Origin of the sequence: Plantactinospora mayteni (genome assembly GCF_016862935.1) — a bacterium.
Lineage (GTDB): Bacteria > Actinomycetota > Actinomycetes > Mycobacteriales > Micromonosporaceae > Plantactinospora > Plantactinospora mayteni.
Genome location: NZ_BONX01000049.1, coordinates 17,468 through 42,465 on the forward strand (window position 1 = coordinate 17,468; position 24,998 = coordinate 42,465).

Genomic DNA, 24,998 nt, shown 5'->3' on the forward strand with positions numbered 1-24,998 from the left:
GCGAGCGGCGCGGCGTCTGGCCGGACGCGCGCGACCTGCTGCTGGCGGGGTAGCCACGGCACAGGCGGTCCGGCTCGGGTGGAACCGGACGTCGGGGCGGGTCGGGCCCCGACGTCCGGTGCTTCTGTCAGGCGGTGCCGAGCCGGAGCGCCAGGGCCGCCACGCCGACCAGGAGCAGTACGGCGGGCGGCACGATCTGGAAGTCGCGTACCCGCAGGTGGGAACCGACCGCCCCGACGAAGTACGCGATCACCCCGATGGCGGCGGCGACGCCCACCGGCCACCAGAACAACCCGAGTACCAGGCCGGCCGCTCCGGCGATCTCGGCGACGGCCAGCAGGGCGATCCGCTCCTCCGGAAACCCGACCCGGGACAGCACCTTGAGCTGCGCGGGATCGCGTACCAGCTTGCCCCGGGCGGAAAGGAGGAGGACCGCGGCCAGCAGCGCGGACAGCACAGCGGTGGCGACGAACATCACGTACTCCACTCTTCGTCGGGTAAGGCGGTCGGGCTCGTTAGCCAGGCGCTGCTTCGTATTTGCTAGCAGCTCTGATGAACGTAGCATGCCGGCCGGATCGGGTGGCAAGCCCGCCGGGCACGGCGAGGACCGCCGCCTCGACCAGCGACAGGTCCTCGCCGTAGGCGTCCGGAGTTCCGCCGCCAGGGTCGCCGGTCAGCGCGGCGGGCCGGCGACCCCGATCAGGTTGCCCTCGGGATCGGTGAAGTGCCCGACGGCGAGCGGTCCGCCGCTGCTCGGGGCGGGGCCCAGCACCCGAGCGGCCTGGCCGACGACGACACTCCCGTGGTGGCGTCACGGCCGTGATGGCGTTGCGCCGGCACCGAGCTGGTCGGCACGCGGAATCCGCTGGGCGAGGCATCCCGGCCTACCCGGTTTCGTGCCCGAGAATGCACCATATGTCGACGCCATCCGCTGACCGGCGGCCCGGGTCCGGCCCGCTGTCCCGATCGGAGCCGGCGGGATCGCTCCTGGCCACCGGTCCCGCACCCGCGCCGCCCACCGGCCACCGGATCGCGGTACCGGTGCTCGACTACTACCTGATCCGCCCGCCGGACCGGGACGACGGCAACCCGCCGCCGGCGCTGGTCACGCACCCGGACGGCATTTCCGACGAGGCGACCACGGACCGGACCAGCCCGGCGGGGATCCTGGTCGAGGAGTTCGAGCTGGGTGCGGACTGTTCGGCGGTCCGGCTCGACAGCATCGGGTGGCTGCCGGGCGACTCCCACTGGCACGGCGCCGCCGCCTTCAGCCGGGCGATGCGTACCGACGCGGATCTCGGCGGTCGGGTCTGCGGGGTGTCCCGGCAGGAGGTCGAGGCCGTCTACCGCCGGCTGGGCGGCGGTGAACTGCCGGACGAGGAGACGCTGCGCGGCTACTTCGACGACGGCACGCCACTGCCGAACTCGGCACCACTGTGGCTGGGCACCGGCCAGCCGACCGCCGGGTTCCACCAGACCCGGGTCTACCGGATCCTGTTCACCGCGGGACTCGCCCCGGACGGGCTGGCGAAGCTGCTGGCCACCTGGGAGATGACGGTCGACCACGACCTCGCCGACCCCCGGACCCGGGTCGTCGGCACCGCCCGACGCCGGGTCGGCGACGACGCGTTCGGCTGGGACCTGCGGCGGATCGGCGCCGGTGCCGCCTGGTGTCTCGACGTCACCGCCGATCTGGCCAGCCCTCGCGACGACACCATCGAGCCGATGCTGCGCGAACTGACCACGGCCGCGCGGCTGGCGGGGCTGATACCCGTGACGATCGAACGCTTCTCCTGAGCCCCGACGGACGGGGAGGCCCTGGCCCGTCCTGACGGACCGGCAGGTCCCAGACCGTCCCGACGGACCGCGAGATCCTGAGCCGTACGGCCGGCGGCCGGGCGGCCGACGGGCCGAAAGCCGAGGGGCCGGGTGGGCGTCAGCGGGCGGTAGTCGGCACCGGGTACCGGTGGCGGGCCCGCCACAGCCAGCCGACGTCCCGGCCGAAGGACCAGCAGAGCAACGCCAGCGCCAGCCCGACCGAGGCGTACGCCAGCGGACCGGGCAGTACTCCGGAACTCGCCACCGCCAGCACGATCCCCTGCATCGCGGCGACGGTCTTCCGGGAGAACCGGTGCGGCAGGGCCGCATCGAGCCACGGCAACGCCCAGGCGGCGGCGACGAAGACGTACCGGAGGGCGCCGATCGCGAGTACCCAGGGGCCGAGGGACTGCGCGAGATAGGCGCTCAGCACCAGGATGAGGAAGGCGTCGACCTCCATGTCGAACCGGGCGCCGAGCGTGGAGGTGGTGCCGGTGCGCCGGGCGACCTGACCGTCGACCCAGTCCAGCGCCAGCGCCACGCCCGCCACCGCCACCAGCAGCCCGACCGGGGCCGGTGACCAGAAGGAGGCCGCCACCAGCGCGGTCACCCCGCCGACCAGGGTGGCCCGGGCCAGGGTGACCTGGTTGGCCGCGCCGAGCATCCGCGCACCGGAGCGGCGCATGCCACGGACGAGCAGCAGCCAGGTGACCACCGCGTACGCCGAACCGGCCAGCCAGCCGGCCGGGCCCAGTCCGACTGTCGCGGAGAGCGCCGCCAGCAGGACGAACTGGATGGCCAGCCCCACCGTCGGCCCGTCCACCTCCGCCGACGCGCCCACCCGGGCCGGTACGGGGCCGCCGTCGAACGGCACGGAACCTGTCCGATGCCGCGCGGGACGCAGCCGGACCAGGGATGTTGCGATCGGGTGATCACTGACAGTCAACGTTCCTCCGTTACGGTTTGGCACGATCAACGCGCCGCGTATCGTTGCCGCTGCCCACCCCCGTGGAAACGGAAAACATCCGCGTTCGGTTCATCGCGCCGGGAAAGGAGTTGATGACAGTGCGTGCCCGGGCCTTCTGGCTTGCCGCACCCGGCCAGGGCGAGATCCGGTCGGTCGCGCTGGCGCCACCCGGTGCCGACGAGGTGTTGGTCCGCACCCTCCACTCCGGGCTGAGCCGGGGCACCGAGACGCTGGTCTTCGCCGGCAAGGTGCCGCCGAGCCAGTACGCGACGATGCGCGCCCCGTTCCAGCAGGGCGACTTCCCCGGCCCGGTGAAGTACGGCTACCTCAACGTCGGCCACGTCGAGGCGGGGCCGGCGCACCTGGTCGGCCGTACCGTCTTCTGCCTCTACCCACACCAGACCCGGTACGTCGTGCCGGCGTCGGCGGTCACCGTCGTACCGGACGGGGTGCCGGCGGCCCGCGCGGTGCTCGCCGGCACCGTGGAGACCGCGGTGAACGCGCTCTGGGACGCCGCTCCCCTGGTCGGCGACCGGATCACGGTCGTCGGGGCCGGGATGGTCGGCAGCGCCGTCGCCGGTGTCCTGGCCCGCTTTCCCGGCGCCCGGGTGCAGTTGGTCGACGCCGATCCCGGCCGGGCGGGCGTCGCCGCCGCGCTCGGTGTCGACTTCGCGCTGCCCGCCGAGGCGACCGGCGACCGTGACCTGGTGGTACACGCCAGCGCCACCTCGGCCGGGCTGACCCGGTCGCTGGAACTGCTCGCCCCGGAGGGCACCGTCGTCGAACTGAGCTGGTACGGCGACCGCCAGGTCAGCGTGCCGCTCGGCGAGAACTTCCACTCCCGCCGACTGGTCGTCCGGAGCAGTCAGGTGGGTACGGTGTCACCGAACGTACGGGGACGGCGTACCTACGCGGACCGGTTGGCGCTCGCCCTGGAGCTGCTCGCCGACCCGGCGTTCGACGCCCTGCTCTCTGGCCCGTGCGACTTCGAGGAGCTGCCGGAGACGCTGCCCCGGCTGGTCAGCGGGGAGTTGCCGGCCCTGTGCCACCTGGTCGACTACCGTGACCCGGCCGACGACCAGTAGCTCCGACCGACCGTCCCGAGCGGGATACACCAGGAGGAGAAATCCTTGTTCAGCATCACCGTCCGTGACCACATTATGATCGCGCACAGCTTCCGGGGCGAGGTCTTCGGCCCCGCGCAGAAGCTGCACGGGGCGACCTTCGTGGTGGACGCCACGTTCCGCCGTCCGGAACTCGACGCCGACAACATCGTCGTGGACATCGGACTGGCCTCCGGACAGTTGGCCGAGGTGCTGGGCGAACTCAACTACCGCAACCTGGACGACGAGCCGTCGCTGGCCGGGATCAACACCTCGACCGAGGCGCTCGCCCAGATCATCGCCGACCGGCTGGCCGACCGGGTGCGGGCGGGATCGCTCGGCGCGGGGGCGCGCGGGCTGACCGGGATCACCGTCACGCTGCACGAGTCGCACATCGCCTGGGCCAGCTACGAGCGGACGCTTTGAGCCGACCGGATCCCGGCGGACCGGATCCCGGCGGACCACATCCCCCGGGCGGCTTGAGCGGACCCCATCCCGATACCGGCGGACCGCATCCCCCGGGCGGCTTGAGCGGACCCCATCCCGATACCGGCGGACCGCATCCCTCGGGCGGCTTGAGCGGACCGCATCCCGGCGGACCGCATTCGCTGGGCGGCTTGAGCGGACCGGACCCCGCCGGACCGCATTCGCTGGGCGGCTCCGGAGACGCGGGCGGCGCGGCGGTGAGCGCCGGGGTTGCGTACGTGGTGCTGCCCGGGGACATCGACGATCCGGGGGCGCCGAGCGGCGGCAACCACTACGACCGCCAGGTCGTCACCGGGCTCACCCGGCTCGGCTGGCGGGTGCGCGAACTCGCCGTACCGGGGAGTTGGCCCCGGCCCGCCGAGGCCGAGCGGACGGCGCTGGCCGCCGCGCTCGCGGGCGTACCGGACGGGGCGGTGGTGCTGCTGGACGGGCTGGTGGCCTGCGGGGTGCCCGAGGTCGTCGGCCCGGCTGCCGGTCGGCTCCGGGTGGCGGTGCTGGTGCACCTGCCGCTGGGCGACGAGACCGGACTCCCGCCCGAGGTGGCGGCCCGGCTCGACGACCGGGAACGGCAGACCCTGCGGGCCGCCCCGGTGACCGTCGCGACCAGTGCCGGGACCGGCCGCCGGCTGGTGGAGCGGCACGGCCTGCCCGCCGCGCGGGTGCACGTCGTGCCGCCCGGGGTCGCCGCCGCACCACTGGCACCGGGTACGGACGGCGCCGCGAGCCTGCTCTGCGTCGCCTCAGTCATCCCGCGCAAGGGGCACGACGTACTGGTCGAGGCGCTGGCGACGATTCCGGACCGGCCGTGGACCTGCCGCTGCGTCGGCCCCGTCGACCGCGATCCGGGCCACCTCGACCGGCTGCGCCACACCGTCGAGGCGGCCGGGCTGGCCGACCGGGTACGGTTCGTCGGTCCGCGTACCGGCAGCGGACTGGCCGCCGAGTACGCCGCCGCCGACCTGCTGGTACTGCCGTCCCGGGCCGAGCCGTACGGCATGGTCGTCACCGAGGCGCTGGCCCGGGGCGTCCCGGTGCTCGGCAGCGCGGTGGACGGGCTACCGGAGGCGGTCGGGCGAACACCGGACGGGGTCGTACCCGGGCTGCTGGTGCCGCCCGGTGACCCGACGGCGCTGGCCGGGGCGCTGCGCCGCTGGTTCGCCGAGCCCGGCCTGCGGCACCGGCTCCGGGCCGCCGCCCGGGACCGCCGGGCCGACCTGCCCGGCTGGGACGTAACCGCCGCCCGGCTCGGCGAGGTGCTGACCGCGCTGGCCGGGCAGCCGGGACCGGCTCGGCAACCGCCACCGGCCGGCGACGGACTGACCACGCTGGCCGGGCAGCCGCCACCGGCCGGCGACGATCCGTGGGAGGGACCGCAGAAGTGAGCGCAGCGAGGGACGGCATGACTGAGCGCACCGGAGTGTCCCGAGTGGACCGGGACGGCGAGGGGACGGTATGACTGAGCACGGCGAGGGGACGGTATGACTGAGCGCGGCGAGCGAACCGGGCAACCCGACGGCGGGGGCGACGATTCGCCGTACAGCCTGGCCTGGCTCGGCCTGCGGGAGCCGGCCGACGCCCGGGCCCGGGCGGGCGAGCTGGTCGAGCCGCTGCCCGGCCTGCTGCCCGGCACCGCACCGGCGGTGATCCGGGACCTGGGCTGCGGCAGCGGTTCGATGGGGCGCTGGCTCGCCGGCCGGCTGTCCGGCCCGCAGCACTGGGTGCTCTACGACCGCGAAGCCGGGCTGCTCGACCACGCCCGGGACCACCTACCCCGGACCGCCGCCGACGGCTCGCCGGTCAGCGTACGGACCCGGGAGTGCGACCTCACCCGGCTGACCGCCGACGACCTCGCCGGGGCGTCGCTGGTCACCGCGTCCGCCCTGCTCGACCTGCTCAGCCTCGCCGAGGTGGAACGGCTCGTCACGGCCTGTGTCGAGGCCGGCTGCCCGGCGCTGCTGACCCTCTCCGTGCTGGGCGAGGTGGAACTCTCCCCGGCCGACCCGCTCGACGCCGAGATCGCCGCCGCGTTCGACGCGCACCAGCGGCGGACTGTCGACGGGCGGCGGCTGCTCGGCCCGGACGCTGTGCAGGCGACCGCCGAGGCGTTCCGCCGGCTCGGCGCGGAGGTACGGGTCCGGCCCAGCCCGTGGCGGCTCGGCCCGGCGGAGGCGGAGTTGACCGCGCAGTGGTTGCGCGGCTGGGTGGCCGCCGCCGTCGAGCAGCGACCGGAACTGGCCGCCCCGGCCGCCGGCTACCTGGAGCGCCGGCTCGCCGCCGCGACCGCCGGTGAGCTGCGGGTGGTCGTCGGGCACGCCGACCTGCTCGCCACGTACGGATGAGCCCGTGCCGGCCCGCTCGTCACGCGCGGATGAACCCCTGCCGACCCGCTCGTCACGTACGGATGAACCGCAGCCCCGGTTGCCTCGTATAACTGCGAGAACCGACCGAAGGAGGCTGGCGGATGTGCGCGGCGAGGACGGCATGGCGGGCAGTTCCGGCGGACCGGGCGGCGTCGTGAGGCGTACGTTCTGGGCCTGGGCGCGGCTGCTCGGCGGCGCCGCCATCCTCGGCTTCCTGCTGTGGCGGCTCGGCACCGGGGCATTCCTGGACGGGCTGCGGGTGATCGACGCCGGTACCCTGCTCGCCGCGCTCGGGATCGGGCTGCTGACCACGGTGTTCAGCGCCTGGCGCTGGTGTCTGGTGGCCCGGGGTCTCGGCATCCGGTTGCCGCTGGGCCGGGCGATCGCCGACTACTACCGGGGGCTCTTCCTCAACGCGGCCCTGCCGGGCGGGGTACTCGGCGACGTGCACCGGGCGGTGCGGCACGGCAAGGACGTGCACGACGTGGGCCGGGGGGTCCGGGCCGTGGTGCTGGAACGCTCCGCCGGGCAGATCGTGCTGGTCACCGTCGGCGTGGTGGTACTGCTGCTCGCCTATCCCGCCCCGTTGCTGGCGCAGTTCGACCTCGGCCCGACCGGCCGGCTGGTGGCCGTCGTGCTGGCGGCGGCCGGGCTACTCGGGCTCGCCGGCTGGCTCGTCCTGCGGTCCCGACGGCGGCTCGACCTGCTCCCCGGCCGGGACGGGCAGCACCCCGTCGCCCACCGGCAGGGTTCCGCTCCGGCCGGCACCGACCCGAAGCCGGTCCGGCCCGCCGGCTCGCGGTGGGGGCGGGCCTGCCGGACGGCCGTCGCCGACGTACGGCTCGGGCTCCTCGCCCGGAACAGTTGGCCGGGGATCGCGCTCTCGTCCGCGGTGGTGCTGGCCGGGCATCTCGGCACGTTCGTCGTCGCGGCCCGGGCCGCCGGTTCGTCCGCGCCGCTCAGCCGGCTCGTACCGCTGATGCTGCTGGCCCTGATCGCAATGGCGCTACCGCTGAACGTCGGCGGCTGGGGGCCCCGGGAGGGGGTCACCGCCTGGGCCTTCGGCGCCGCCGGGCTGGGCGCCTCGCTCGGCCTCACCGTCGCCGTGGTGTACGGGGTACTCGCCTTCGTCGCCAGCCTGCCCGGAGCCGCGGTACTGGTGACCCGCTCGATCGGCGCGACCCGCACCACCGGAGCGTCCGCCGCCGGGGCGTCCGCCGCCGCGGCACCCGCCACTGCTGCACCCGCCAGCACGACGGCCACCACTGCTGCATTCGCCAGCACGACGGCCGCCACCGGTGCACTCGCCGGCACGACGGCCGCCACTGCTGCATTCGCCAGCACGACGGCCGCTACCGGTGCGCTTGCCAGCGCGACAGCCGCTACTGGTGTACTCGCCAGCGCGACAGCCGCCACCGGTGCATTCGCCAGCGCCACGGCCGGTGAGCGGGCGACGCCTCGGCTCCGGCTACCCCGAGCGGTCGCGTGACCGGCGGTACGACCTGCCGCACGCCCTCCGCCGCCCCGGCCGGCCCGGCGGGTGCCGCGTCACGTCGCGGCGAACCGTTCCGAGAGGGCGTAGCGCAGCAGCACCACGTCGCCGATCTGGCAGACCTCGGCCAGCTCCGCCCGGCGGTCGGGTCCCCACGGAAACCGGCCGTCGCCGACGAAACGCGGCGCCCGGGAGTCACCGACGAAGAACGGCGCGATCACCAGCTGCAACTCGTCGGCGAGGCCGGCGGTGAGGAACTGGGTGTGTATCGTCCCGCCGCCCTCGACCATCAGCCGAGCCACGCCCCGGGCGTGCAGGTCGGCCAGCACCAGTTCGAGGTCGACGGGGTCACCGCTGTCCACCACGGTCGCCACCTCGCCGAGACGCTTGCGGGCCTCGTCCAGGCTGGCGCTGGCGCAGTACACGAGCTTGTCGATGTCGCCGGTGACGAAGAACCGGGCGGTCGGGTCCAGGTCGGCCCGGCCGGTCACGGTCACCTTCACCGGTGTCGGCCGCAGCCCCCGGGCCACCCGCTCGGCCCGGCGCCGCTGGGAGCGGACCAGCAGGCGCGGGTTGTCCTGCCGGACCGTACCCGCGCCGACCAGGATCGCGTCGCATTCCGCGCGTACCGCGTCGACCCGGTCGAAATCGGCGTCGTTGGAGAGCAGCAGCCGGGTCCCGGTGGCATTGTCCAGGTAGCCGTCGATTGACATGCCGCAACTGAGCAGTACGTACGGCCGGTCGCCCACTGATCGCACCTCTCCGTCGATGAACAGCCTGCGCGGTGGGTCAGTCTTCCGCATCGTCGGCGCCCGTCCCCGCCGACCTCGCCCCGATGACGGTCGGGTGACCCGCTTCGGATGACCGCGCACCGGGAACCAGCCTGCACGCTCCTGCGACGCGACGGCGGGCAGACCTCCGACAGAGGCACCCTGGGGGCTGTCTCGCGGATCTCTGGCGGGCTGCGGCGGGCCCAGACGGCGCCCGGCGGCGTTGGAGGTTCGCCCGGATACGACACCGGTATCCGGACAAACCTCCGCCTTGCCGGATCACCGCCTGGACTCCGCCTCGCTCCACCGAGATCCACGAGACAGCCCCTGGATCGTCAGGGCGTACGCACCGACCCCAAGAGGGAGAACTGATGCCGCACACACCGCCCCAGGTAACCACCGCCGAGGCGCCCGAAACGCTCACCGGGCTCGGGGCGGTTCCGGCCGCCACCGTACGCCGGCAGGTGACCGTACCGCTCCGCTTCGCCGACGGCTACACCGCGACCGCGCGCGTCTTCACCTTCGACGGGCTGGTCGACGGCCGGGAGCATCTCGCGCTCGGCCTGGGCGAATGGCGGAGCGGGGTGGGCCAGTCCGGCGACGGCGTGCCCGCGCCGCTGGTGCGACCGCACAGCGAGTGCATGACCGGCGACGTCTTCGGCAGCCAGCGGTGCGACTGCGGCCCGCAACTGCGGGAGGCGGTCGAGCGGATCAGCGAGCAGGGCGGGTTCCTGCTCTACCTGCGGCAGGAGGGCCGGGGCATCGGCCTGTACGCGAAGCTCGACGCGTACGCCCTCCAGGACGTGGGGCTGGACACCTACGAGGCCAACGTGGCGCTCGGGCACGGCGAGGACGAGCGCGACTACACGGTGGCGGCGCAGATGCTCCGTACGCTCGGCGCGGACCGGATCGCGCTGCTGAGCAACAACCCGGACAAGGCGGACCAACTCGGCCGGCTCGGCGTGCAGGTCGCCGAACGGGTACCCACCGGGGTGCACCTGTCGGCGGCCAACGCCCGATATCTGAAGACGAAGGCCAACCACACCGCGCACACCATCGACCTGCCCCTGGCCGACTGAGCGGCGGGCCGCGAACCACCGACTGAACGGCAGACCGGGCGCCGTGGACCGGGTCCGGCGGCTCAGACCACCGGCGCCCGGTCGAGGTCGGTGATGTCGATCTCGTGCCGCTCGAAGAGTTCCTCCAGGGCCTCGGGACCGTTCTCCTCGGCGTAGTCCGCCTCGCTCTCGCTGACCGGTACGGCGAGCAGCCAGGCCACCGTCTTGGTGCCGACCACCATCGAGCCGAACTCCCGCTTCCAGAGGTAGGGATCGGTGAGGAAGAAGTGCGGGAACCCGGTGTCCGGCAGGTGCATGCGCAGCACCTCGCGGAAGCAGGCGCCCGGCTCCGGCTCCCAGCCGTCGTTGATCCAGAAGAACGCGGCGGTACTCAGCGCCTCGGCGAACTGCGTCTGCACGGCCGAGTCACTGACGGCGAGCAGTTCGACCCCGAGCGGCGGGGTCACGTTCCCGGGGATGGCCAGGTCGGAGAGGCCGATCGTGCAGTAGGCGGTCACGTCCGGCCAGGGGTGGTCGGTGGAGTGCAGTATGGCGACCCTGCTGGACCCGTCGGCGTCGAGGTATTCGACGACCCGTGGGCTGCCGCCGAAGACCGCCGCGACGGTCTTCGCGATCACCTTGTTCTCGTTGCTCACGTTCGGCATGCTCACGGTCCCAGGTAGTCGTTGGTGCGGTCCTCACCCGCGCGGCCCCGGTTCGACGATGGTAGCTCCGGCCGGTAGTGGTCCGGGTTGTTGTGCTCGTCGAGGAACTGCTTGCGGCTGATCCGCCGCCGACGCGCGCTGGCCTGGTGCTTGCGGAACTCGTACCCCGGCTTGTGCCCCATGTCCCAGCGCGACCACCGGGAGATGACCCGGCCGGTCAACGGGTCCCTGACCTTGCCGTCCGGCCCCTTGTTCGCCTGCCACACCTTGTCCCGTACGCCCCGGCGGAAGGTCGGCCGCCGGTACGGATCCCGGCGCAGCTTGGCGCGCACGCTCCTGGCGACGGGCGGTAGCTTCTCGCCGTCCCGGACCACCGACCGGAGCGATCGCATCACGCCCTTGGCGGCGGCGCCGGCGAGTCGCCGTCGTACCCGTCTAACCATTGGCGATCTTCATGATCGCCTCGTTGAGCAGCCAGTCCAGGAGTCGCCGCAGCGCCTCGCGCAGCAGTGCGACCCCGGCGGCGGCCAGACCCCCGGTGGCGATCGCCGCGGCGATGGCGAGCACCGTCAGGCTGGCCTGGGCGATGATGTTGAGCTTGAGCGCCAGGACGATGGCGGCGCAGGTCAGCAGTCCCGCACCGACGATGTCCGCACCGGTGGCACCGCCGGCCAGCCGCTGCGCCGGGGCGGCGTCCCTGGTCCAACTGCTCCGGAACACGTCCGCCGCCTCGGCCTGGGTCGCCGTCCAGACGCCGGCCGCCGCACTGTTGGCGGCTTTCACCTCGGTGTCGAGCTGGCTCGACAGGCCGCCCCAGGCCCGGCCCAGCTCGAACAACTTGGTCTCGTCGCTCTCCGGCCAGTGGAAGCCGATGGTGGCGAGGATCTCCACCAGCGTGGCCGGCAACTGGATCCCCATCACGGGCTCCCTAGGGCTGGGGCCACCCCTGGCTGTCCAGGAGGGCACGGGCTTCTGCCTTGCTGTCCTGATCTGCCTCTTCGAAGAGGAACGCCACGATGTCCAGCCGCTCGACGTACTCGTCGATGGTGTCGAGGTTGGAGGTGTAGCAGTTCATCACCATCGCGTGCGCGCCCTGGTAGACGTCGGCGATGACCCCGCCCAGCTCGTCGTTGCCCCACGGTGTGCCGACGGCGTCGAGCTGCTGTTGGAACGTCTGGAGCAGGGCGTCGGTCCGCTCGACGACCCCGGCGAGTTCGCCGGCGGAGTTCCGCAGCCCCTCCGGCGAGACCTCGGTCGTGCTCACCGGGCCCGCCGCTCGATCCGGGCCATGGCGTCGCTCAGCGAGTCGGTTATCGCCCGCATGCTCCGCATGCCCTCCTCGCGGACCTCGCGGAGCTGTTCCGCCAGCGCCGCCGGATCCACCGCGCTGGCCGCGACCGCCGCCTCGTCGTGGTCGCGCGCGGCGAGCCAGGCCTGGTTGAACGCCCTGGCGATCCCCTCGGCCAGCTCACCGGCCCGCAGTTGCATGGCGTCGTCGGCCAGCCGGATCTCGTCCACCCGCCCGTCGGCGGCGAGCCGCACCCGTACCCGGCCGTCGAGCGCGCTGCCGGTGGTCGGCTCCCGCGTCGCCTGCTGCCGGTCGCGGGCCGCGTCCGCCTCCCGCTGGACGGCTTCCATCAACCGGTCGATGTCACCCAACACGTGCCAGAGATCGGACAACCCACGCCTCCCACCGTGCCGACGGTCGAGGCAAGGCGCGTGCTGCCTCCACCGGGACCTCGAACCTAACGGCCCATCGATATCTGGGCAATCGTCAATGAACCTTTTTCAACCTCCCCTTGCGGTCCGTCGTGGCCGCAGGTGGACGTCGGGGCGCGTACGCCGCGCGGTTCAGGTTGAAAAGGTGCAATCCGGCGAACGCGCCGCAGGCGACGCGGGCCGGGACGTGGCCTACCAGGGATAGGCGGTCACCCGCCCGGACGTTACCCTCCGGCTTCGGGACGCCCCGGCTCGCGGCCGGGGCCGCTCGCGCGGCTGCACCCCAGCCCGCGACGACGAGAGGAGACGGGCCATGCTTGTCGACTGGCCGCTGGACCGGTTGCGCGACTACCTGCCGGAACGCGACGAACCGGCCGACTTCGACGCCTTCTGGGCCGACACCCTGGGCCAGGCACGGGACGCCGGCACCCCGGCACGGTTCAAGCCGTACGACGCCGGTCTGTCCACGGTGGAGGTCTTCGACGTCACCTTCTCCGGCTTCGCCGGCCAGCCCGTACGCGGCTGGTTCCTGCTCCCCCGGCACCGTACCGGCCGGCTCCCCTGCGTCGTCGAGTACATCGGGTACGGCGGCGGGCGCGGGCTGCCGCACGAGTGGCTGACCTGGAGCGCCGCCGGCTACGCCCACCTGGTGATGGACACCCGGGGCCAGGGCAGCAACGGTTACCTGGTCGGCGACACCCCGGACCCGGACCCGGCCGGCCTGCCCCAGACGCCCGGCTTCATGACCCGTGGCCTCACCGACCCGTCGGCCTACTACTACCGCCGGGTCTTCACCGACGCCGTCCGGGCCGTGGAGACCGCCCGGGCGCACCCCAGGGTCGACCCGGACCGGGTGGTGGTGGCCGGTACCAGCCAGGGCGGTGGGATCAGCATCGCCGTCTCCGGCCTGGTCGACGGGCTCGCGGCGGTGCTGCCGAACGTGCCGTTCCTCTGCCACTACCGGCGGGCCACCGAGATCACCGACGCCCTGCCGTACCAGGAGCTGGTGACGTATCTGCGGACGCACCGGGGCGACGTCGAGCAGGCGTTCCGCACCCTCGGCTACTTCGACGGGGTCAACTTCGCCAGCCGGGCCGACGCGCCGGCGCTCTTCTCCGTCGCCCTGATGGACGCGGTCTGCCCGCCGTCGACGGTCTACGCCGCCTTCAACCACTACGCGGGCGGGGAGAAGGACATCACGGTGTGGCCGTACAACGGGCACGAGGGCGGGGCGGGTTTCCAGTTCCCCCGGCAGGCCGAACTGCTCCGCCGGCTCTTCGGCGACCGTGGGTAGCCCGGAGCGGAAGGCCGCCGGGCCGGCCGCCGGGCAGCTCACCGGAGGCGGCGAAGCCTTCGACCGGCTCTTCGGGCGGGGCCGCGACGCGGTGCTGGCCGGTACCCACTATCGCGACTCCCCGCCGGTCGACGGCGGCCGGTGGGGGCTGTCGGTGGTGCTGCTGCCGGATCCGGCCTGCGCGGCCCGACTGGCGGCGGTGACCGCCGAGCTGCTGCGCTTCCGGTTCAACGGCCGCCAGCCGGTACGGGTGCCGCTGGCGAGCGCGCCCTTCGGCGCCGGTACCGGATAGTCCCCGCCCGCCGCGACCCCGCCGACCGGAGCTGGCGGGGACCCGTCCGGGCTCATCGGACGGGCCCCCGCCCCGGGCGATCGTGGCCGTATGATTGCCCGACTCCCCGACCGGTCGCCTCCGACCCGTCCGCAGTGCAGCCGGCGGCCAGCCCGTACGGTCGACGACGACTGTCAGATCCACGTCCGCCGCTTTTCCTCCGGCCGTCCGTGAGGAAACGATGGTCAGGAAGTCACGGGAGGAATCGATGGACTCCGACAGCGCCGGTCCAGGCCGCCCGGCGGAGCCGCTGCCCGCCGAGTTCGGCTCGGCCGAGCGGAACGCCGACGGCGGCGACCGGGCGAGCCGGCTGTCGCCGGTGCCCGCCTCGCCCAGCCTGGTCACCGACTCGGTGATCGCCCGGCCGTTGCAGGAGCGGATGCGCTCCTCGGGCGACGAGCCGATCGGCGTGGTGATCGAGCTGCGTACCCGATATCTGGGCGGGGTGCGCCGGGCACAGTCCCGGGTCGGGGAGCTGATCCGGCAGGTCGCCGGCACCGGCCCGCCGGTCTGGCCGATCGGCTCGTACGTCAGCAGCGCCCTCACCGCCGCGCAGATCCGCGCCCTGGTGGCCGCCGACGCCGAGGAGGCCGAGGAGGTCGCCCAGGAGCAGGCGGAGCTGGAGGCCGGGCTGGCGGAGCAGGCGCCACGGCCCGGCCCGGCCACCGAGGAACCGTCGGCGTCGACGGTCGGCGCCGGTCCCGCCCCGCGCTCGGCGATCCACCGGATCTGGCCCAACTTCGAGGTGCAGCCGCTCATCCACCGCTCGGTGGTGACCACCAAGTGCCAGGCGGCGCACCGGGCCTTCAACGCGTACGGCCAGGACATCGTCTGGGCGGTGCTCGACTCCGGCATCGACGAGGGGCACGCGCACTTCCAGCGGCACGGCAACCTGGCGCTGACCCCGCCGCTGGCGCACCGCTCCTTCGTCGGCGGCAGCGACGCGGAGGCGACGAAGGATCTGGCCGGGCACGGTACGCACGTGGCCGGGATCCTGGCCGGCGAGCAGATCGTCGGAGACGACGAGAATCCGCTGACCGCCGCCACCTTCTACCAGCCGGACGCGGGCGACCTGCGTACCGAGCGACTGCGGCTGCGCTCGATCAGCGGGATGGCGCCGCGCTGCCGGCTGCTCTCCTGCAAGATCCTCCGGGACGACGGCTCCGGTGACATGGCGGCGGTGCTGGCCGCGCTGGAGTACATCCAGGAACTCAACGACTACGGCCGGGAACTCCTGGTGCACGGGGTGAACCTGTCGGTCGGCTATCCGTTCGACCCGACCTGGTTCGCCACCGGGCTCAGCCCGATCTGCCGGGAGGTCGACCGGCTGGTGCAGTCCGGCGTGGTCGTGGTGGCCGCGGCCGGCAACACCGGGTACGGCTATGTCATCGATGCCGGTGGCCGGCGGATGCGGACGGCGTTCGACCTGACCATCAACGACCCGGGCAACGCCGAACTGGCCATCACGGTCGGTGCCACCTCGTGCCGGCCGCACGCCTCCGGCGTCTCCTACTTCTCCTCCAAGGGCCCCACCGGGGACGGCCGGGCCAAGCCGGACCTGGTCGCACCGGGCGAGCGGGTGATCAGCGCCGGTACCGGCCGGCTGCTGGACCAGGCGCTCGCCAGCGTCCCCGGCGCGACCTACGTGGAGAACTCCGGCACCTCGATGGCGGCACCGCACGTCTCCGGCGTGGCGGCGGCGTTCATGTCGGTGCACCAGGAGTTCATCGGCCGCCCGCACCGGGTCAAGCGGGCACTGCTCGACTCCGCCACCGACCTCGGTCGGGACCGTTCGTTCCAGGGCCGTGGGCTCGTCGACGCGATGCGCGCCCTCCAGTCGGTCTGACCCGTCGCCCCCCGATGAGGTGTTGAGATGCAGTTCCCGTACGCCGAGGTGGAGTTCCGGTCCACCGGCGCGACCCACGACGACGCACAGCGGCGGGCCGCGGTGGAGCTGGTCGCCTCCTCGGGCGCCACCGACGTACTCGTGCTCTGCCACGGCTGGAACAACGACATCCCGGCCGCCCGCCGCCTCTACCAGCGGCTCACCGACAGCCTGGCGGCGGTCCGCCCGGCGGTGCCCGGTGCGGCGTCCCGGACCCTGGCCGTGGTCGGCGCGCTCTGGCCGTCGATCCGCTGGTCCGACGAGGACGAGGTGGCCGGCGGTGGAGTGGCGGTCGGCGACGAGGCCGCCGCACTGACCGGGGCGATCGCGACCCGGGTCGAGGATCCGGCCCGGGCGGCGCTGCTGACCGGGCTGGTGCCGAGGCTGACGGACTCGGCCGAGGCCCGCCAGCAGTTCCTCGACGCCCTGCGGGAGCAGCTCCCGCCCCGGCCGGGGCCGGACGCCACGGAGCCGGACGCCACGGGGGTGGACGAGGATCCGCCGCCGGCGGCGCTGCTGCACGGCGACGCGGAGACGGTCTTCCAGGCGGTGGGTGGTCCCGAGGTCGACTTCGGGTTGCCGGAGCGGGCCGGCGGCGCGGCCGACACCACGGCCGGCGGGACGGCCGACGTGGTGGCCGACGGGATGGCCGATCCGGCGGCCGGCGGGGCGGCCGGGTTCGGCTTCGACCTCGACAGCGTACTGGCCAAGGCGCGCGGGGTGCTGAACATCACCACCTACTACACGATGAAGGACCGGGCCGGGAAGGTCGGTTCCGGTGGCATCGCCACGCTGCTGCCCGAGCTGGCCCGGGCGTCGGGGTCCGGGGTACGGCTGCACCTGGCCGGGCACTCGTTCGGGGCCCGGGTGCTGGCCGCCGCGGCGGTACGACACCCCCGGCTGCACTCCTGCACGCTGTTGCAGGGCGCGTTCAGCCATCACGGGTTCGCGGTGGACTTCAACGGTCGGGGCGAGAACGGGCTGTTCCGCTCGCTGCTGGCCGACCGGCAGTTGACCGGCCCGATGCTGGTCACGCACACCGTCAACGACCGCGCGGTCGGCCTGGCGTACGCGGCGGCGTCCCGGCTCGCCCGGCAGGCCGGTGCCGGACTCGGCGACGCCGACGACCCGTACGGCGGAATCGGCCGCAACGGGGCGCTGAAGACGCCCGAGGTGGTCCAGCCCGGCGTCGAACTGCTGGAGGTGGGCGGCAGCTACCAGTTCCAGCCGGGTCGGGTATTCAACCTGAAAGCGGACAGGTTCGTCAGCTCGCACGGCGACGTCACCGGCCGACAGGTCGCCTACGCTCTGTACTGTGCCATCAGCAGTTAGCGATAACTGCTGCGTGGGCCACCCGGAGCGGGGGTGTCACGCTTGCCCGGGAGCCCGAATTTCGGTCGTCTTTGATTTGACTCGGCCACCGGTGGGTACCGTCCGCGCTGTACCCTGACGGGTCCGGTGACCTTGGAGGCGCCATGACGGACGGTCCGTTGCACGATCAACGGACGGAGCCACAGCATGGGCCCCTGTTGCTCCAGGCCGACTTCGACGCGGAGCGGGTCGCCGACGTACGGCGGACGCTGACCGTGTGCCTCCTCGCGGCCGGCCTGGCCGGGGAGCGGCTGGACGACTTCGTGACCGCGGTCAACGAGGCGATGACCAACGCGGTCCGGCACGGCGGCGGAAGCGGCGAGCTGCGGTTCTGGCGGCGGCGGCACCTGGTCTGTGAGATCCGGGACCACGGGAGGGGCTTCGCCGAGCCGCTACCGACCATCCCGACCCGCCGGCCCCGGCCGTCCGCCAACGGCGGGATGGGGCTCTGGCTGGCCCAGGAACTCGCCGACTCGATGGAGGTACGCAGCGGCGCCGACGGTGTCCGGGTACGGCTGACCATGGCCGTCACCGACCCGGCCGAGGTGTCGCCGGCCTCCGGGTCGGACGGCGTGACCGGCTCCGGCGGCCCGGGCCCGGCCCAGATCGACCGGGCGAGGTAACCGGTCGTCCAGTTGATGTTCGTTTGACCTCGATCATCTCGGCCGGAAGTGTGGCTGGTGTTCCCCGTCCCGATTCGGAGGCACCGGCGTTGTTCTCACCCGACCGTTCCCACCGATCTCGTAAGCTGCTGGCCGCGTCGGCCCTCGGCCTCGCGCTGGCCCTGGTCACCGGCGCCACCCCGGCCGGCGCCGTCCCCGCCGTCGCGGACCCGACCGCCGGCACCGCGCCGACGATCTCGGCGGCGCCCGGCACCCTCGCCCCCGGAGTGACCTACCGGGAGTTCACCCGTCCCACCGCCGGGGTCGAGGTGCCGCTCCATCTCGTCGAGGTGGACCTACGCAACCCGCTGGTCACGGTCGACCTGATCACGGCGGGTGCGGTCGCGGCCCGGGCACCGATCTCCGCGCAGGCCGACAGCCGGCGGGCGATCGCGGCGGTCAACGGGGACTTCTTCAACATCAGCAACACCCAGCCCGGGGTCGAGGTGACCGGGTCCGCGGTCGGCCCGGCGATCTCCGGCGGGGACGAGCTGAAGGCGGCCGTACCGAACGGGCAGCGGTTCGGCCCGGGGCTGCCGCCGGGTACGGCCACCTCCGACGTACTCGGGGTCGGGGTGGACCGGGTCGGTCGGCTCGCCCGGGTCGGTCTGAAGGGTACGGTCTCGGCCGGCCGGCAGCGGTTCCCGGTCACCGGCTTCAACCAGTACGCCCTGCCGGTGGGTGGGGTCGGGGTCTTCGACAGCGACTGGGGCGGCGTCTCCCGCAAGCGGTCCACCTGCGGCACCGACACCGACCGGGCCGCGCCGTGCAGCACCGACACGTACGAGTTGAGCCTCCGGCACGGCCGAGTGGTGCAGACCGGCACCGAGCCGGGTACCGGGGCGATCGCCCGGGACACCGTGGTACTGGTCGGCCGGGAGCAGGGCGCCCAGGCACTGCGCGGGTTCGAGGTCGGCGACCGGGTACGCGTCGACTACGACCTGGTGCCGGACACCCGGATCCCGTTCCGGTTCGCGGTCGGCGGGTTCCCGATCCTCCGCGACGGCGAGCCGCTGGCCGGGCTGGACGGGCGGACGGCCGCCATCCGTACCGCCGCCGGAATCAGCGCCGACGGCCGCCGCCTCTACCTGCTGGCGATCGACGGCGCCGGGCCCGGCCTGACCATCCTCGACCTGGCCCTGACCCTGCGCGAGCTGGGCGCCGCCAGCGGGGTCAACCTGGACGGCGGCGGGTCGACCACCCTGGTCACCCGGAACGTCGCCGAGCCCGCCGTCGAGGTCCGTAACCACCCGTCCGGCGGCGCGGAGCGGCCGGTGCCGAACGGCATCGGCGTCTTCTCCCGGCTCGGCTCCCGGTAGCGGGCAACCGCTCCCGGCCGTCACGCGCCACCCGACGCGCCTGGCGAGTCGGCGTGACGAGCGGGCTGCGCCGCCGCTGGCGTCAGGCGCAACAACGGCCCGAGCCGGGGTGGGCCACGTTGGCGGGTGGTGTGTGGGTGGCAGACGCGTTGGTCGACCCCGGCGGGCGTCTGCGAGGCTGTCGGTGGGCCGCGCTGGAACCCGGCGTGGCACGCGGCCACCTGGATCGTCGCCCGTCAACATGTATTGATGCGGCGCAAGGGCCTGAATTTACACACCGGAACTCCGACCCAACATGGACCCGGTACGCCGGAACAGCCCGGCACCGCCACACCATTGGAGTCGCCTGAGCCTGAGAGGCCACGGCCGGCGGGCCCTCGCGCACTGCCGTACCTGTTGGCGGGAATCGCGTTCGTCCTCTACGAACTGCTGTCGGTCGTACGCCATCTCACCGGCCGGACGACCGGATTCGATCTTGGGATCTTCGAACAGGTGGTCCGGCAGTACGCACACCTCAACACCCCGGTCAGCGAGCTCAAGGGGCCGGGCGTCAACATCCTGGGCGACCACTTCAGCCCGATACTGGCGGCGCTCGGCCCGGTCTATCTCCTCTTCCCAAGCCCTGTCACGCTGCTCACGGTCCAGGCCGCGGCGTTCGCCCTCTCCGTCGTACCAGTCACCCGGCTGGCCATCGGCACCTGCGGCACCCGCCTCGGCGGCATCCTCGGCGCGGCCTACGCGTTGTCCTGGGGGATACAGAGCGCGGTGGCCTTCGACTTCCACGAGACCTGCCTGGCAGTCGTCTTCGTGGCCTTCTGCGTGGAACGGCTGTACCGGCAGGAGTGGTGGGCGGCATTCGGCTATGCCCTTCCCCTGCTCCTCGTCAAGGAAGACCTCGGACTCACCGTGGCCGCGATCGGCATCTACATCGTGCTGCGCGGACCGAAGAAGACGGGCGCGCTACTCACCCTCGTGGGAGTGGCCGCCTGCTGCCTGACGATGCTGGTCCTGATCCCACACCTCAACGTGTACGGCCAGAACACCTACCTGGGCCAGGCCTCCGGCGCTGTCGGGAACCCTCTGGTCCGGTTTGTCATGCCCATCCAGAAACTCGAGACCGTCCTGATGCTGCTCGCTCCGACGGCCTTCCTGGCCCTGCGCTCCCCCATACTGATCATCGCGCTCCCCACGATCGCCTGGCGATTCTGGGCAACCAACCCGGCCTACTGGGGGACAGATCTCCACTACAGTGCGGTGCTGATGCCGGTCGTCTTTGCCGCCGCCGCAGCAGCCGTACCGCGCGTGCACGCCACAGTGCGGGCGGCGCTGCCGCGATACTCCGGGCAGTTCCACCGGGCGATCGGCGCGTGGTGCGTCACGTTCGTCGTACTGCTGTCCGTGCAATCTCCCATCGGCCAACTCTTCCGCGCCGCAGCCTGGCGACCCGTACTGTCGTCGGCGGAACGGGAAACGCTGGGGACCATTCCGGACCAAGCGACAGTCGCCGCCGAGAACTCCCTGGCACCGCAGCTCACCAACCGTACGACGGTCTACCTCTTTCCCAGCTATCCCAATCAGCAGTTCCGCCCGGACTGGGTGGCAGTCGTCGATCCCCCCGTACCGGGACTCGCGCCGGCCGACCAGCAACTGACCGCGATACAACAACTGCCAGCGCTCGGCTACGAACTGACGGACCGAAGGGAACAGGTGAGTCTCTACCGGCTGACGCGGTAGGCCCCGGTACTTCCTCGACGACACCGACCCCACCTCAACGGCCTTCTGCCGCCGGTGTAGGCCAGCTCGCCGAGAGCTACCGGGGGCCGCCGCAAGACATCCGCAGTCGTGCTCGCACACCTACCCCCGGCCGTTCGGGCCGGACGCGCCGGGGGCCCGGGGGCTGCCATTCCGGACGGGTTGGCCGGACCTAACGGAGGAAGTCGGCGAGTCCGGCGAGGTCGTCGGTGTTGATGTGGTCGACGTCGGCGGCCAGGAGTTCCCGCCAGATCGCGTCCCGCTCCGGACCGGGCAGGTCCGGCGTGGCCCAGAACCGTACCCGCTGGCCGTCGCGGTGCGCGGTCTGGACGAACGAACGCAACCTGATGCGCTCGGCGGCCGGCATCGCCCCGACACCCCGCCAAGTGAAGAGGTTGGTCCAGTTGTCACTGATCAGCGGGATGAACGAGGCCGGCGCTCCGGAGTCGAGGTCGGCGGCCCGGCCGTCGTAGAAGGCGTACCTGGCCCGTTGGGCGGCCATCAGGTCACGCGGCCGGTCTCCGCTGACCACCACGGTCACCGCGCCCTGCCGGACCCGTCCGGCGGAGTACGTGGTCAGCACCCGCTGATAGTCCCGCAGCACCCGGTGCAGCTCGGTGTAGGTGTCCGCGCCGGTGTTCTTGATGTCGACCAGCAGTTGCAGTTGCTGGTGGCTGTGCGCGAAGACCCTGCCGTGGTTGGCCCGCACCCGCCGGGCCAGCGGTTCGAGATAGAGGCTGCTCAGGGTACGACCCGGTACCACGTCCTCCGGATCGTGGCCGACCAGCAGTTCGCCGTCGACCAGGTAGATGTCGGCCTCCACACTGGTGAAGCCGTGGTCGAGCGCGTCGAACAGCGGGCGCTCGTGTTCGTAGTCGTTGTGCGCGTGGGCCTGGGGCAACGGGCGGGTCCTGCCCCCCGGCCGTCCACCGCGGACGGTGTCCGGGGCCTGGGCCGGGCCGGCCGCCTGGGCGGCCGGCGCGCCGAGGCCCACGACGGCACCGGCCAGCACCAGGGAACCCAGCATGCGACGCTTCATCGCGTTCGCCTCCTGTCTAGTCGATCATGGATCGATCCGCACCGTAACCGGGCCGGACCTGCGCCGCCACGGCCCCGTGGTGAACCGCGGATGAAGAGCCTCCGACACCGGCCGGCACAGCGGCAGGCAGCACAACGGCGAGCGGCACCACAACCGGCGGGACAAGCGTCGGGACAACGACAGGCGGGACAGTGGCGGGCGGGACAGTGGCGGGCGAGCCCACGACCGACAGGACAGCGACCAGCGGGACAGCAACCAGCGGGGACGCTGGCCCCGCCCGAGGTACGGGCGGGGCCAGCGTCGGGCCCTACGGCCCGGCCGGCCGGGGCAGTCGAGCCTGCCCGCTACCGGCGGTCGGCGTCAGCGCGGCGACACGGCGCCGTGGACCGCGCTCGGCACCGGCTGGTAGCCGGTGGCCCGGGTGCTGAACGTCCCCCGGCCCTGGCTCCGGCTGCGCAGCCGGGTCGCGTAGCCGAACAGTTCGGCCAGCGGCACGGTCGCGGTGACCACCACGGTCCCGGCCCGGGTGGTCGAGCCGACGACCCGGCCACGCCGGGCTGCCAGGTCGCCCAGCACCGCACCGACGGCGTCGTCCGGCACGGTCACGGTCACCTCGACCACCGGTTCCAGCAGGACCAGCTCGCTGGCGGCCAGCGCCGCCCGCAGCGCGAGCCGGCCGGCGGTACGGAACGCCATCTCCGAGGAGTCCTTCACGTGGGTGGCACCGTCGGTCAGGGTGACCCGCAGCCCGATCACCGGGTGGCCGCCGATCGGCCCGTCGGCGAGTGCGTCCCGGCAGCCGGCCTCGACCGCCCGGACGTACTCCTTCGGGACCCGACCGCCGACCACGGTCGAGGCGAACGCGAAGTCCGGTACGTCGCCGCCGCCCGCCGTGACGTCACCGTCCAGCGGCGCCAGGTCGAGGACGACGTGCGCCCACTGACCCGCACCGCCGTCCTGCTTGACGTGCCGGTATACCAGCCCGGTCACGCCACGCACGACGGTCTCCCGGTACGCCACCTGCGGCCGGCCCACGGTCACCTCCAGCCCGACGTCCTGGCGGATCTTCTCCACCGCCACCTCCAGGTGCAGTTCTCCCATTCCGGAGAGCACGGTCTGGCCGGTCTCCGGATCGGTCCGGACGGCCAGCGACGGATCCTCCTCGACCAGCCGGGCGAACGCCGTGGCCATCCGCCCGGTGTCGGTGCTCCGGCGGGCTTCGACGGCGACCGAGACCACCGGGTCGGCGGCGGTCGGCGGTTCGAGCAGCAGCGGCGCGTCGGTGGCGCAGAGCGTCGCTCCGACCCGGGCCGCCTTCAGCCCGACCACCGCGACGATGTCGCCGGCCGCCGCCCGGTCCACCTCGGTGTGCCGGTCGGCCTGCACCCGCAGGATCCGGCTGATCCGTTCGGTACGCCCGGCTCCGGCATCCAGCACCACGCCTCCCTTCTGGACCGTTCCCGCGTAGACCCGCAGGTAGCTCAGCCGGCCGGTACCGGTCGAGTTGACCTTGAACACCAGTGCGGTGAACGGTGCCGCCGGGTCGGCGGCCCGCTCCCGCTGCTCGCCGCCGGAGGTGCTGCCGCGTACCGCCGGGACGTCCAGCGGCGACGGCAGGTAGGCGACCGCCGCGTCCAGCAGCGGCTCGATGCCCCTGTTCTTGTACGCCGAACCACAGAGCACCACCAGGCCGTCCCCGTCCCGGGTCAGATCCCGCAGCGCGTGCCGGAGTGTCTCGGCGGTCAGGGTCGACCGTTCGCAGTACTCCTCCAGTGCGGCCGGATGCCGCTCGGCGACCGCCTCGGCCAGCAGCCGGCGACGTCGCTCCGCCTCCTCCCGCAGCTCGTCCGGCACCGGACCCTCGACGAAGGTCTCCGCGCCGTCGGCCCAGACCAGCGACCGCATCGCCACCAGGTCCACCACACCGGTGAAGCCCTCCTCCTGACCGATCGGCAACTGCACCACCAGCGGGGTGACCCGGAGCTTGTCCCGGATCGACCGGACCGCCGTGTCCAGGTCGGCGCCGGCCCGGTCCAGCTTGTTGACGAAGGCGATCCGGGGTACGCCGTGCCGGTCGGCCTGCCGCCACACCGACTCGCTCTGCGGCTCGACCCCGGCGACACCGTCGAAGACCGCGATCGCGCCGTCGAGTACCCGCAGAGCCCGTTCGACCTCGTCGGCGAAGTCGACGTGTCCGGGGGTGTCGATCAGGTTGATCCGGTGACCGGCCCACTCGCAGCTCACCGCGGCGGCGAAGATGGTGATGCCGCGGCTGCGCTCCTGGGCGTCGAAGTCGGTGACGGTCGTCCCGTCGTGCACCTCGCCGCGCTTGTAGGTGGCTCCGGTGCGGTAGAGGATCCGTTCGGTGGTGGTGGTCTTGCCGGCGTCGACGTGGGCGAGGATGCCCAGGTTACGCAGCCGGGTCAGGGGGTGGGAAACGGAACGGTGCAGCTCGGTGCGCACGGCCGATGGCCTCTCTGGATGATCTGTCCAACAGGGGTCAGCGCGATTTCCGGGACGCGCCTGGGCAGGATGCGGCCAGGCGGGCATTCCCCCGAGCCGGGCAGCCTGATCTGCGGCTTCTCGGCGGCCTCCGACCCGGCGTCGACCGACGCCGACCGGCTTCCACCCGACCGACGTCGACCCGCCCGACTTCGACCCGCCCGACTTCGACCTGACCAGCCGCGAAACGCCACGGACCAGCCGGTGGCGGGACGTGCGGCGGGATCGGTCGGGGTCGGCGCGTGGCCGGAAGCCGACGCCCGGCGACGGCCGGGGTCGGGGGTGGCTCAGGGGTGCGTCACGGATCTCCGGTGTGGCCGCGCGGGCCGGCACCGGACGTCAGGAAGACGCCAGGATCACCCGGTGCAGCGACTGGGGAATGACGACAGCGGTGCGGTAGCGCAC

Annotated in this window: 23 protein-coding genes and 1 pseudogene; 14 read left to right on the forward strand and 10 right to left on the reverse strand. The window is 73.1% G+C overall.

Features of this window, described 5'->3' with window-relative positions; translation table 11 throughout:
- Positions 1-127: 127 nt before the first annotated feature.
- The gene (locus tag Pma05_RS32370; protein WP_203861305.1) at positions 128-487 is read right to left on the reverse strand and encodes a DoxX family protein; all 360 of its coding nucleotides are present in this window, start codon (positions 485-487) and stop codon (positions 128-130) included.
- A gap of 428 nt (positions 488-915) precedes the next feature.
- Here Pma05_RS32370 and Pma05_RS32375 point away from each other — a divergent pair, with 428 nt between their 5' ends.
- Positions 916-1,797 (forward strand): hypothetical protein, encoded by an 882-nt coding sequence (locus Pma05_RS32375; RefSeq protein ID WP_239313560.1) that lies wholly within the window; start codon positions 916-918, stop codon positions 1,795-1,797.
- Between the two features lie 139 nt (positions 1,798-1,936).
- On the opposite strand, the gene Pma05_RS32380 is transcribed toward Pma05_RS32375, so the two are convergent.
- On the reverse strand, positions 1,937-2,692 hold the full coding sequence (locus tag Pma05_RS32380; protein WP_239313564.1) for a CDP-alcohol phosphatidyltransferase family protein: 756 nt from the start codon (positions 2,690-2,692) through the stop codon (positions 1,937-1,939).
- Between the two features lie 185 nt (positions 2,693-2,877).
- Here Pma05_RS32380 and Pma05_RS32385 point away from each other — a divergent pair, with 185 nt between their 5' ends.
- From Pma05_RS32385 to Pma05_RS32405, 5 genes and pseudogenes are all read left to right on the forward strand, one after another.
- The gene (locus Pma05_RS32385; RefSeq protein ID WP_203861306.1) at positions 2,878-3,870 is read left to right on the forward strand and encodes a zinc-dependent alcohol dehydrogenase; all 993 of its coding nucleotides are present in this window, start codon (positions 2,878-2,880) and stop codon (positions 3,868-3,870) included.
- A 45-nt stretch (positions 3,871-3,915) separates the two neighbouring features.
- Positions 3,916-4,314 carry a 6-pyruvoyl trahydropterin synthase family protein gene (locus Pma05_RS32390; protein ID WP_203861307.1) on the forward strand — a complete coding sequence of 133 codons (399 nt, stop codon included), beginning with the start codon at positions 3,916-3,918 and terminating at the stop codon, positions 4,312-4,314.
- Between the two features lie 257 nt (positions 4,315-4,571).
- Positions 4,572-5,756 carry a glycosyltransferase family 4 protein gene (locus Pma05_RS32395; protein ID WP_203861419.1) on the forward strand — a complete coding sequence of 395 codons (1,185 nt, stop codon included), beginning with the start codon at positions 4,572-4,574 and terminating at the stop codon, positions 5,754-5,756.
- A 96-nt stretch (positions 5,757-5,852) separates the two neighbouring features.
- Positions 5,853-6,713, forward strand: coding sequence for a methyltransferase domain-containing protein (locus Pma05_RS32400; RefSeq protein ID WP_203861308.1), 861 nt, complete (start codon positions 5,853-5,855; stop codon positions 6,711-6,713).
- A gap of 142 nt (positions 6,714-6,855) precedes the next feature.
- Positions 6,856-7,908, forward strand: a pseudogene (locus Pma05_RS32405) (lysylphosphatidylglycerol synthase transmembrane domain-containing protein); the annotation flags it as partial.
- Positions 7,909-8,282: 374 nt separating this feature from the next.
- Here Pma05_RS32405 and Pma05_RS32410 read toward each other — a convergent pair.
- Positions 8,283-8,975 carry a RibD family protein gene (locus Pma05_RS32410; protein ID WP_203861309.1) on the reverse strand — a complete coding sequence of 231 codons (693 nt, stop codon included), beginning with the start codon at positions 8,973-8,975 and terminating at the stop codon, positions 8,283-8,285.
- Positions 8,976-9,367: 392 nt separating this feature from the next.
- Between Pma05_RS32410 and Pma05_RS32415 the strand changes: the two genes are divergently transcribed.
- On the forward strand, positions 9,368-10,075 hold the full coding sequence (locus tag Pma05_RS32415; protein ID WP_203861310.1) for a GTP cyclohydrolase II: 708 nt from the start codon (positions 9,368-9,370) through the stop codon (positions 10,073-10,075).
- 62 nt (positions 10,076-10,137) lie between these two features.
- On the opposite strand, the gene Pma05_RS32420 is transcribed toward Pma05_RS32415, so the two are convergent.
- The 5 genes from Pma05_RS32420 to Pma05_RS32440 are packed head-to-tail and all read right to left on the reverse strand — an operon-like array spanning position 10,138 to position 12,399.
- Positions 10,138-10,710: a suppressor of fused domain protein gene (locus Pma05_RS32420; protein WP_203861311.1), complete on the reverse strand. Its 573-nt coding sequence runs from the start codon at positions 10,708-10,710 to the stop codon at positions 10,138-10,140.
- Between the two features lie 11 nt (positions 10,711-10,721).
- On the reverse strand, positions 10,722-11,162 hold the full coding sequence (locus Pma05_RS32425; RefSeq protein ID WP_203861312.1) for an HNH/ENDO VII family nuclease: 441 nt from the start codon (positions 11,160-11,162) through the stop codon (positions 10,722-10,724).
- Positions 11,155-11,637 (reverse strand): WXG100-like domain-containing protein, encoded by a 483-nt coding sequence (locus Pma05_RS32430; protein ID WP_203861313.1) that lies wholly within the window; start codon positions 11,635-11,637, stop codon positions 11,155-11,157. The genes Pma05_RS32425 and Pma05_RS32430 overlap by 8 nt, the downstream gene beginning before the upstream one ends.
- Positions 11,638-11,647: 10 nt before the next feature.
- Positions 11,648-11,983, reverse strand: coding sequence for a hypothetical protein (locus Pma05_RS32435; RefSeq protein ID WP_203861314.1), 336 nt, complete (start codon positions 11,981-11,983; stop codon positions 11,648-11,650).
- Positions 11,980-12,399, reverse strand: a complete 420-nt coding sequence (locus Pma05_RS32440; protein ID WP_203861315.1) for a YbaB/EbfC family nucleoid-associated protein — start codon at positions 12,397-12,399, stop codon at positions 11,980-11,982. Before Pma05_RS32440 ends, Pma05_RS32435 begins: the two co-directional genes overlap by 4 nt.
- A 352-nt stretch (positions 12,400-12,751) precedes the next feature.
- Between Pma05_RS32440 and Pma05_RS32445 the strand changes: the two genes are divergently transcribed.
- From Pma05_RS32445 to Pma05_RS32475, 7 genes are all read left to right on the forward strand, one after another.
- Positions 12,752-13,732 (forward strand): acetylxylan esterase, encoded by a 981-nt coding sequence (locus Pma05_RS32445; protein ID WP_203861316.1) that lies wholly within the window; start codon positions 12,752-12,754, stop codon positions 13,730-13,732.
- Positions 13,725-14,024, forward strand: a complete 300-nt coding sequence (locus Pma05_RS32450) for a hypothetical protein (RefSeq protein WP_203861317.1) — start codon at positions 13,725-13,727, stop codon at positions 14,022-14,024. The genes Pma05_RS32445 and Pma05_RS32450 overlap by 8 nt, the downstream gene beginning before the upstream one ends.
- A gap of 247 nt (positions 14,025-14,271) precedes the next feature.
- Positions 14,272-15,909: a S8 family peptidase gene (locus Pma05_RS32455; RefSeq protein ID WP_203861318.1), complete on the forward strand. Its 1,638-nt coding sequence runs from the start codon at positions 14,272-14,274 to the stop codon at positions 15,907-15,909.
- Positions 15,910-15,936: 27 nt separating this feature from the next.
- Complete coding sequence (locus tag Pma05_RS32460) at positions 15,937-17,280, forward strand: hypothetical protein (RefSeq protein WP_203861319.1); 1,344 nt, start codon at positions 15,937-15,939, stop codon at positions 17,278-17,280.
- A gap of 197 nt (positions 17,281-17,477) precedes the next feature.
- Complete coding sequence (locus Pma05_RS32465; protein WP_275414787.1) at positions 17,478-17,942, forward strand: ATP-binding protein; 465 nt, start codon at positions 17,478-17,480, stop codon at positions 17,940-17,942.
- 89 nt (positions 17,943-18,031) lie between these two features.
- Entirely contained in the window at positions 18,032-19,300 is a 1,269-nt protein-coding gene (locus Pma05_RS32470) for a phosphodiester glycosidase family protein (RefSeq protein WP_239313567.1), read from the forward strand.
- Between the two features lie 396 nt (positions 19,301-19,696).
- Positions 19,697-21,034: a DUF2079 domain-containing protein gene (locus Pma05_RS32475; protein WP_203861321.1), complete on the forward strand. Its 1,338-nt coding sequence runs from the start codon at positions 19,697-19,699 to the stop codon at positions 21,032-21,034.
- A 190-nt stretch (positions 21,035-21,224) separates the two neighbouring features.
- Here the strand turns inward: Pma05_RS32475 and Pma05_RS32480 are convergent, their stop codons facing one another.
- Positions 21,225-22,064 (reverse strand): phosphatidylinositol-specific phospholipase C/glycerophosphodiester phosphodiesterase family protein, encoded by an 840-nt coding sequence (locus Pma05_RS32480; protein WP_372441596.1) that lies wholly within the window; start codon positions 22,062-22,064, stop codon positions 21,225-21,227.
- A gap of 387 nt (positions 22,065-22,451) precedes the next feature.
- Positions 22,452-24,554, reverse strand: coding sequence for an elongation factor G (gene fusA / locus Pma05_RS32485; RefSeq protein WP_239313573.1), 2,103 nt, complete (start codon positions 24,552-24,554; stop codon positions 22,452-22,454).
- Positions 24,555-24,998: the final 444 nt, after the last annotated feature.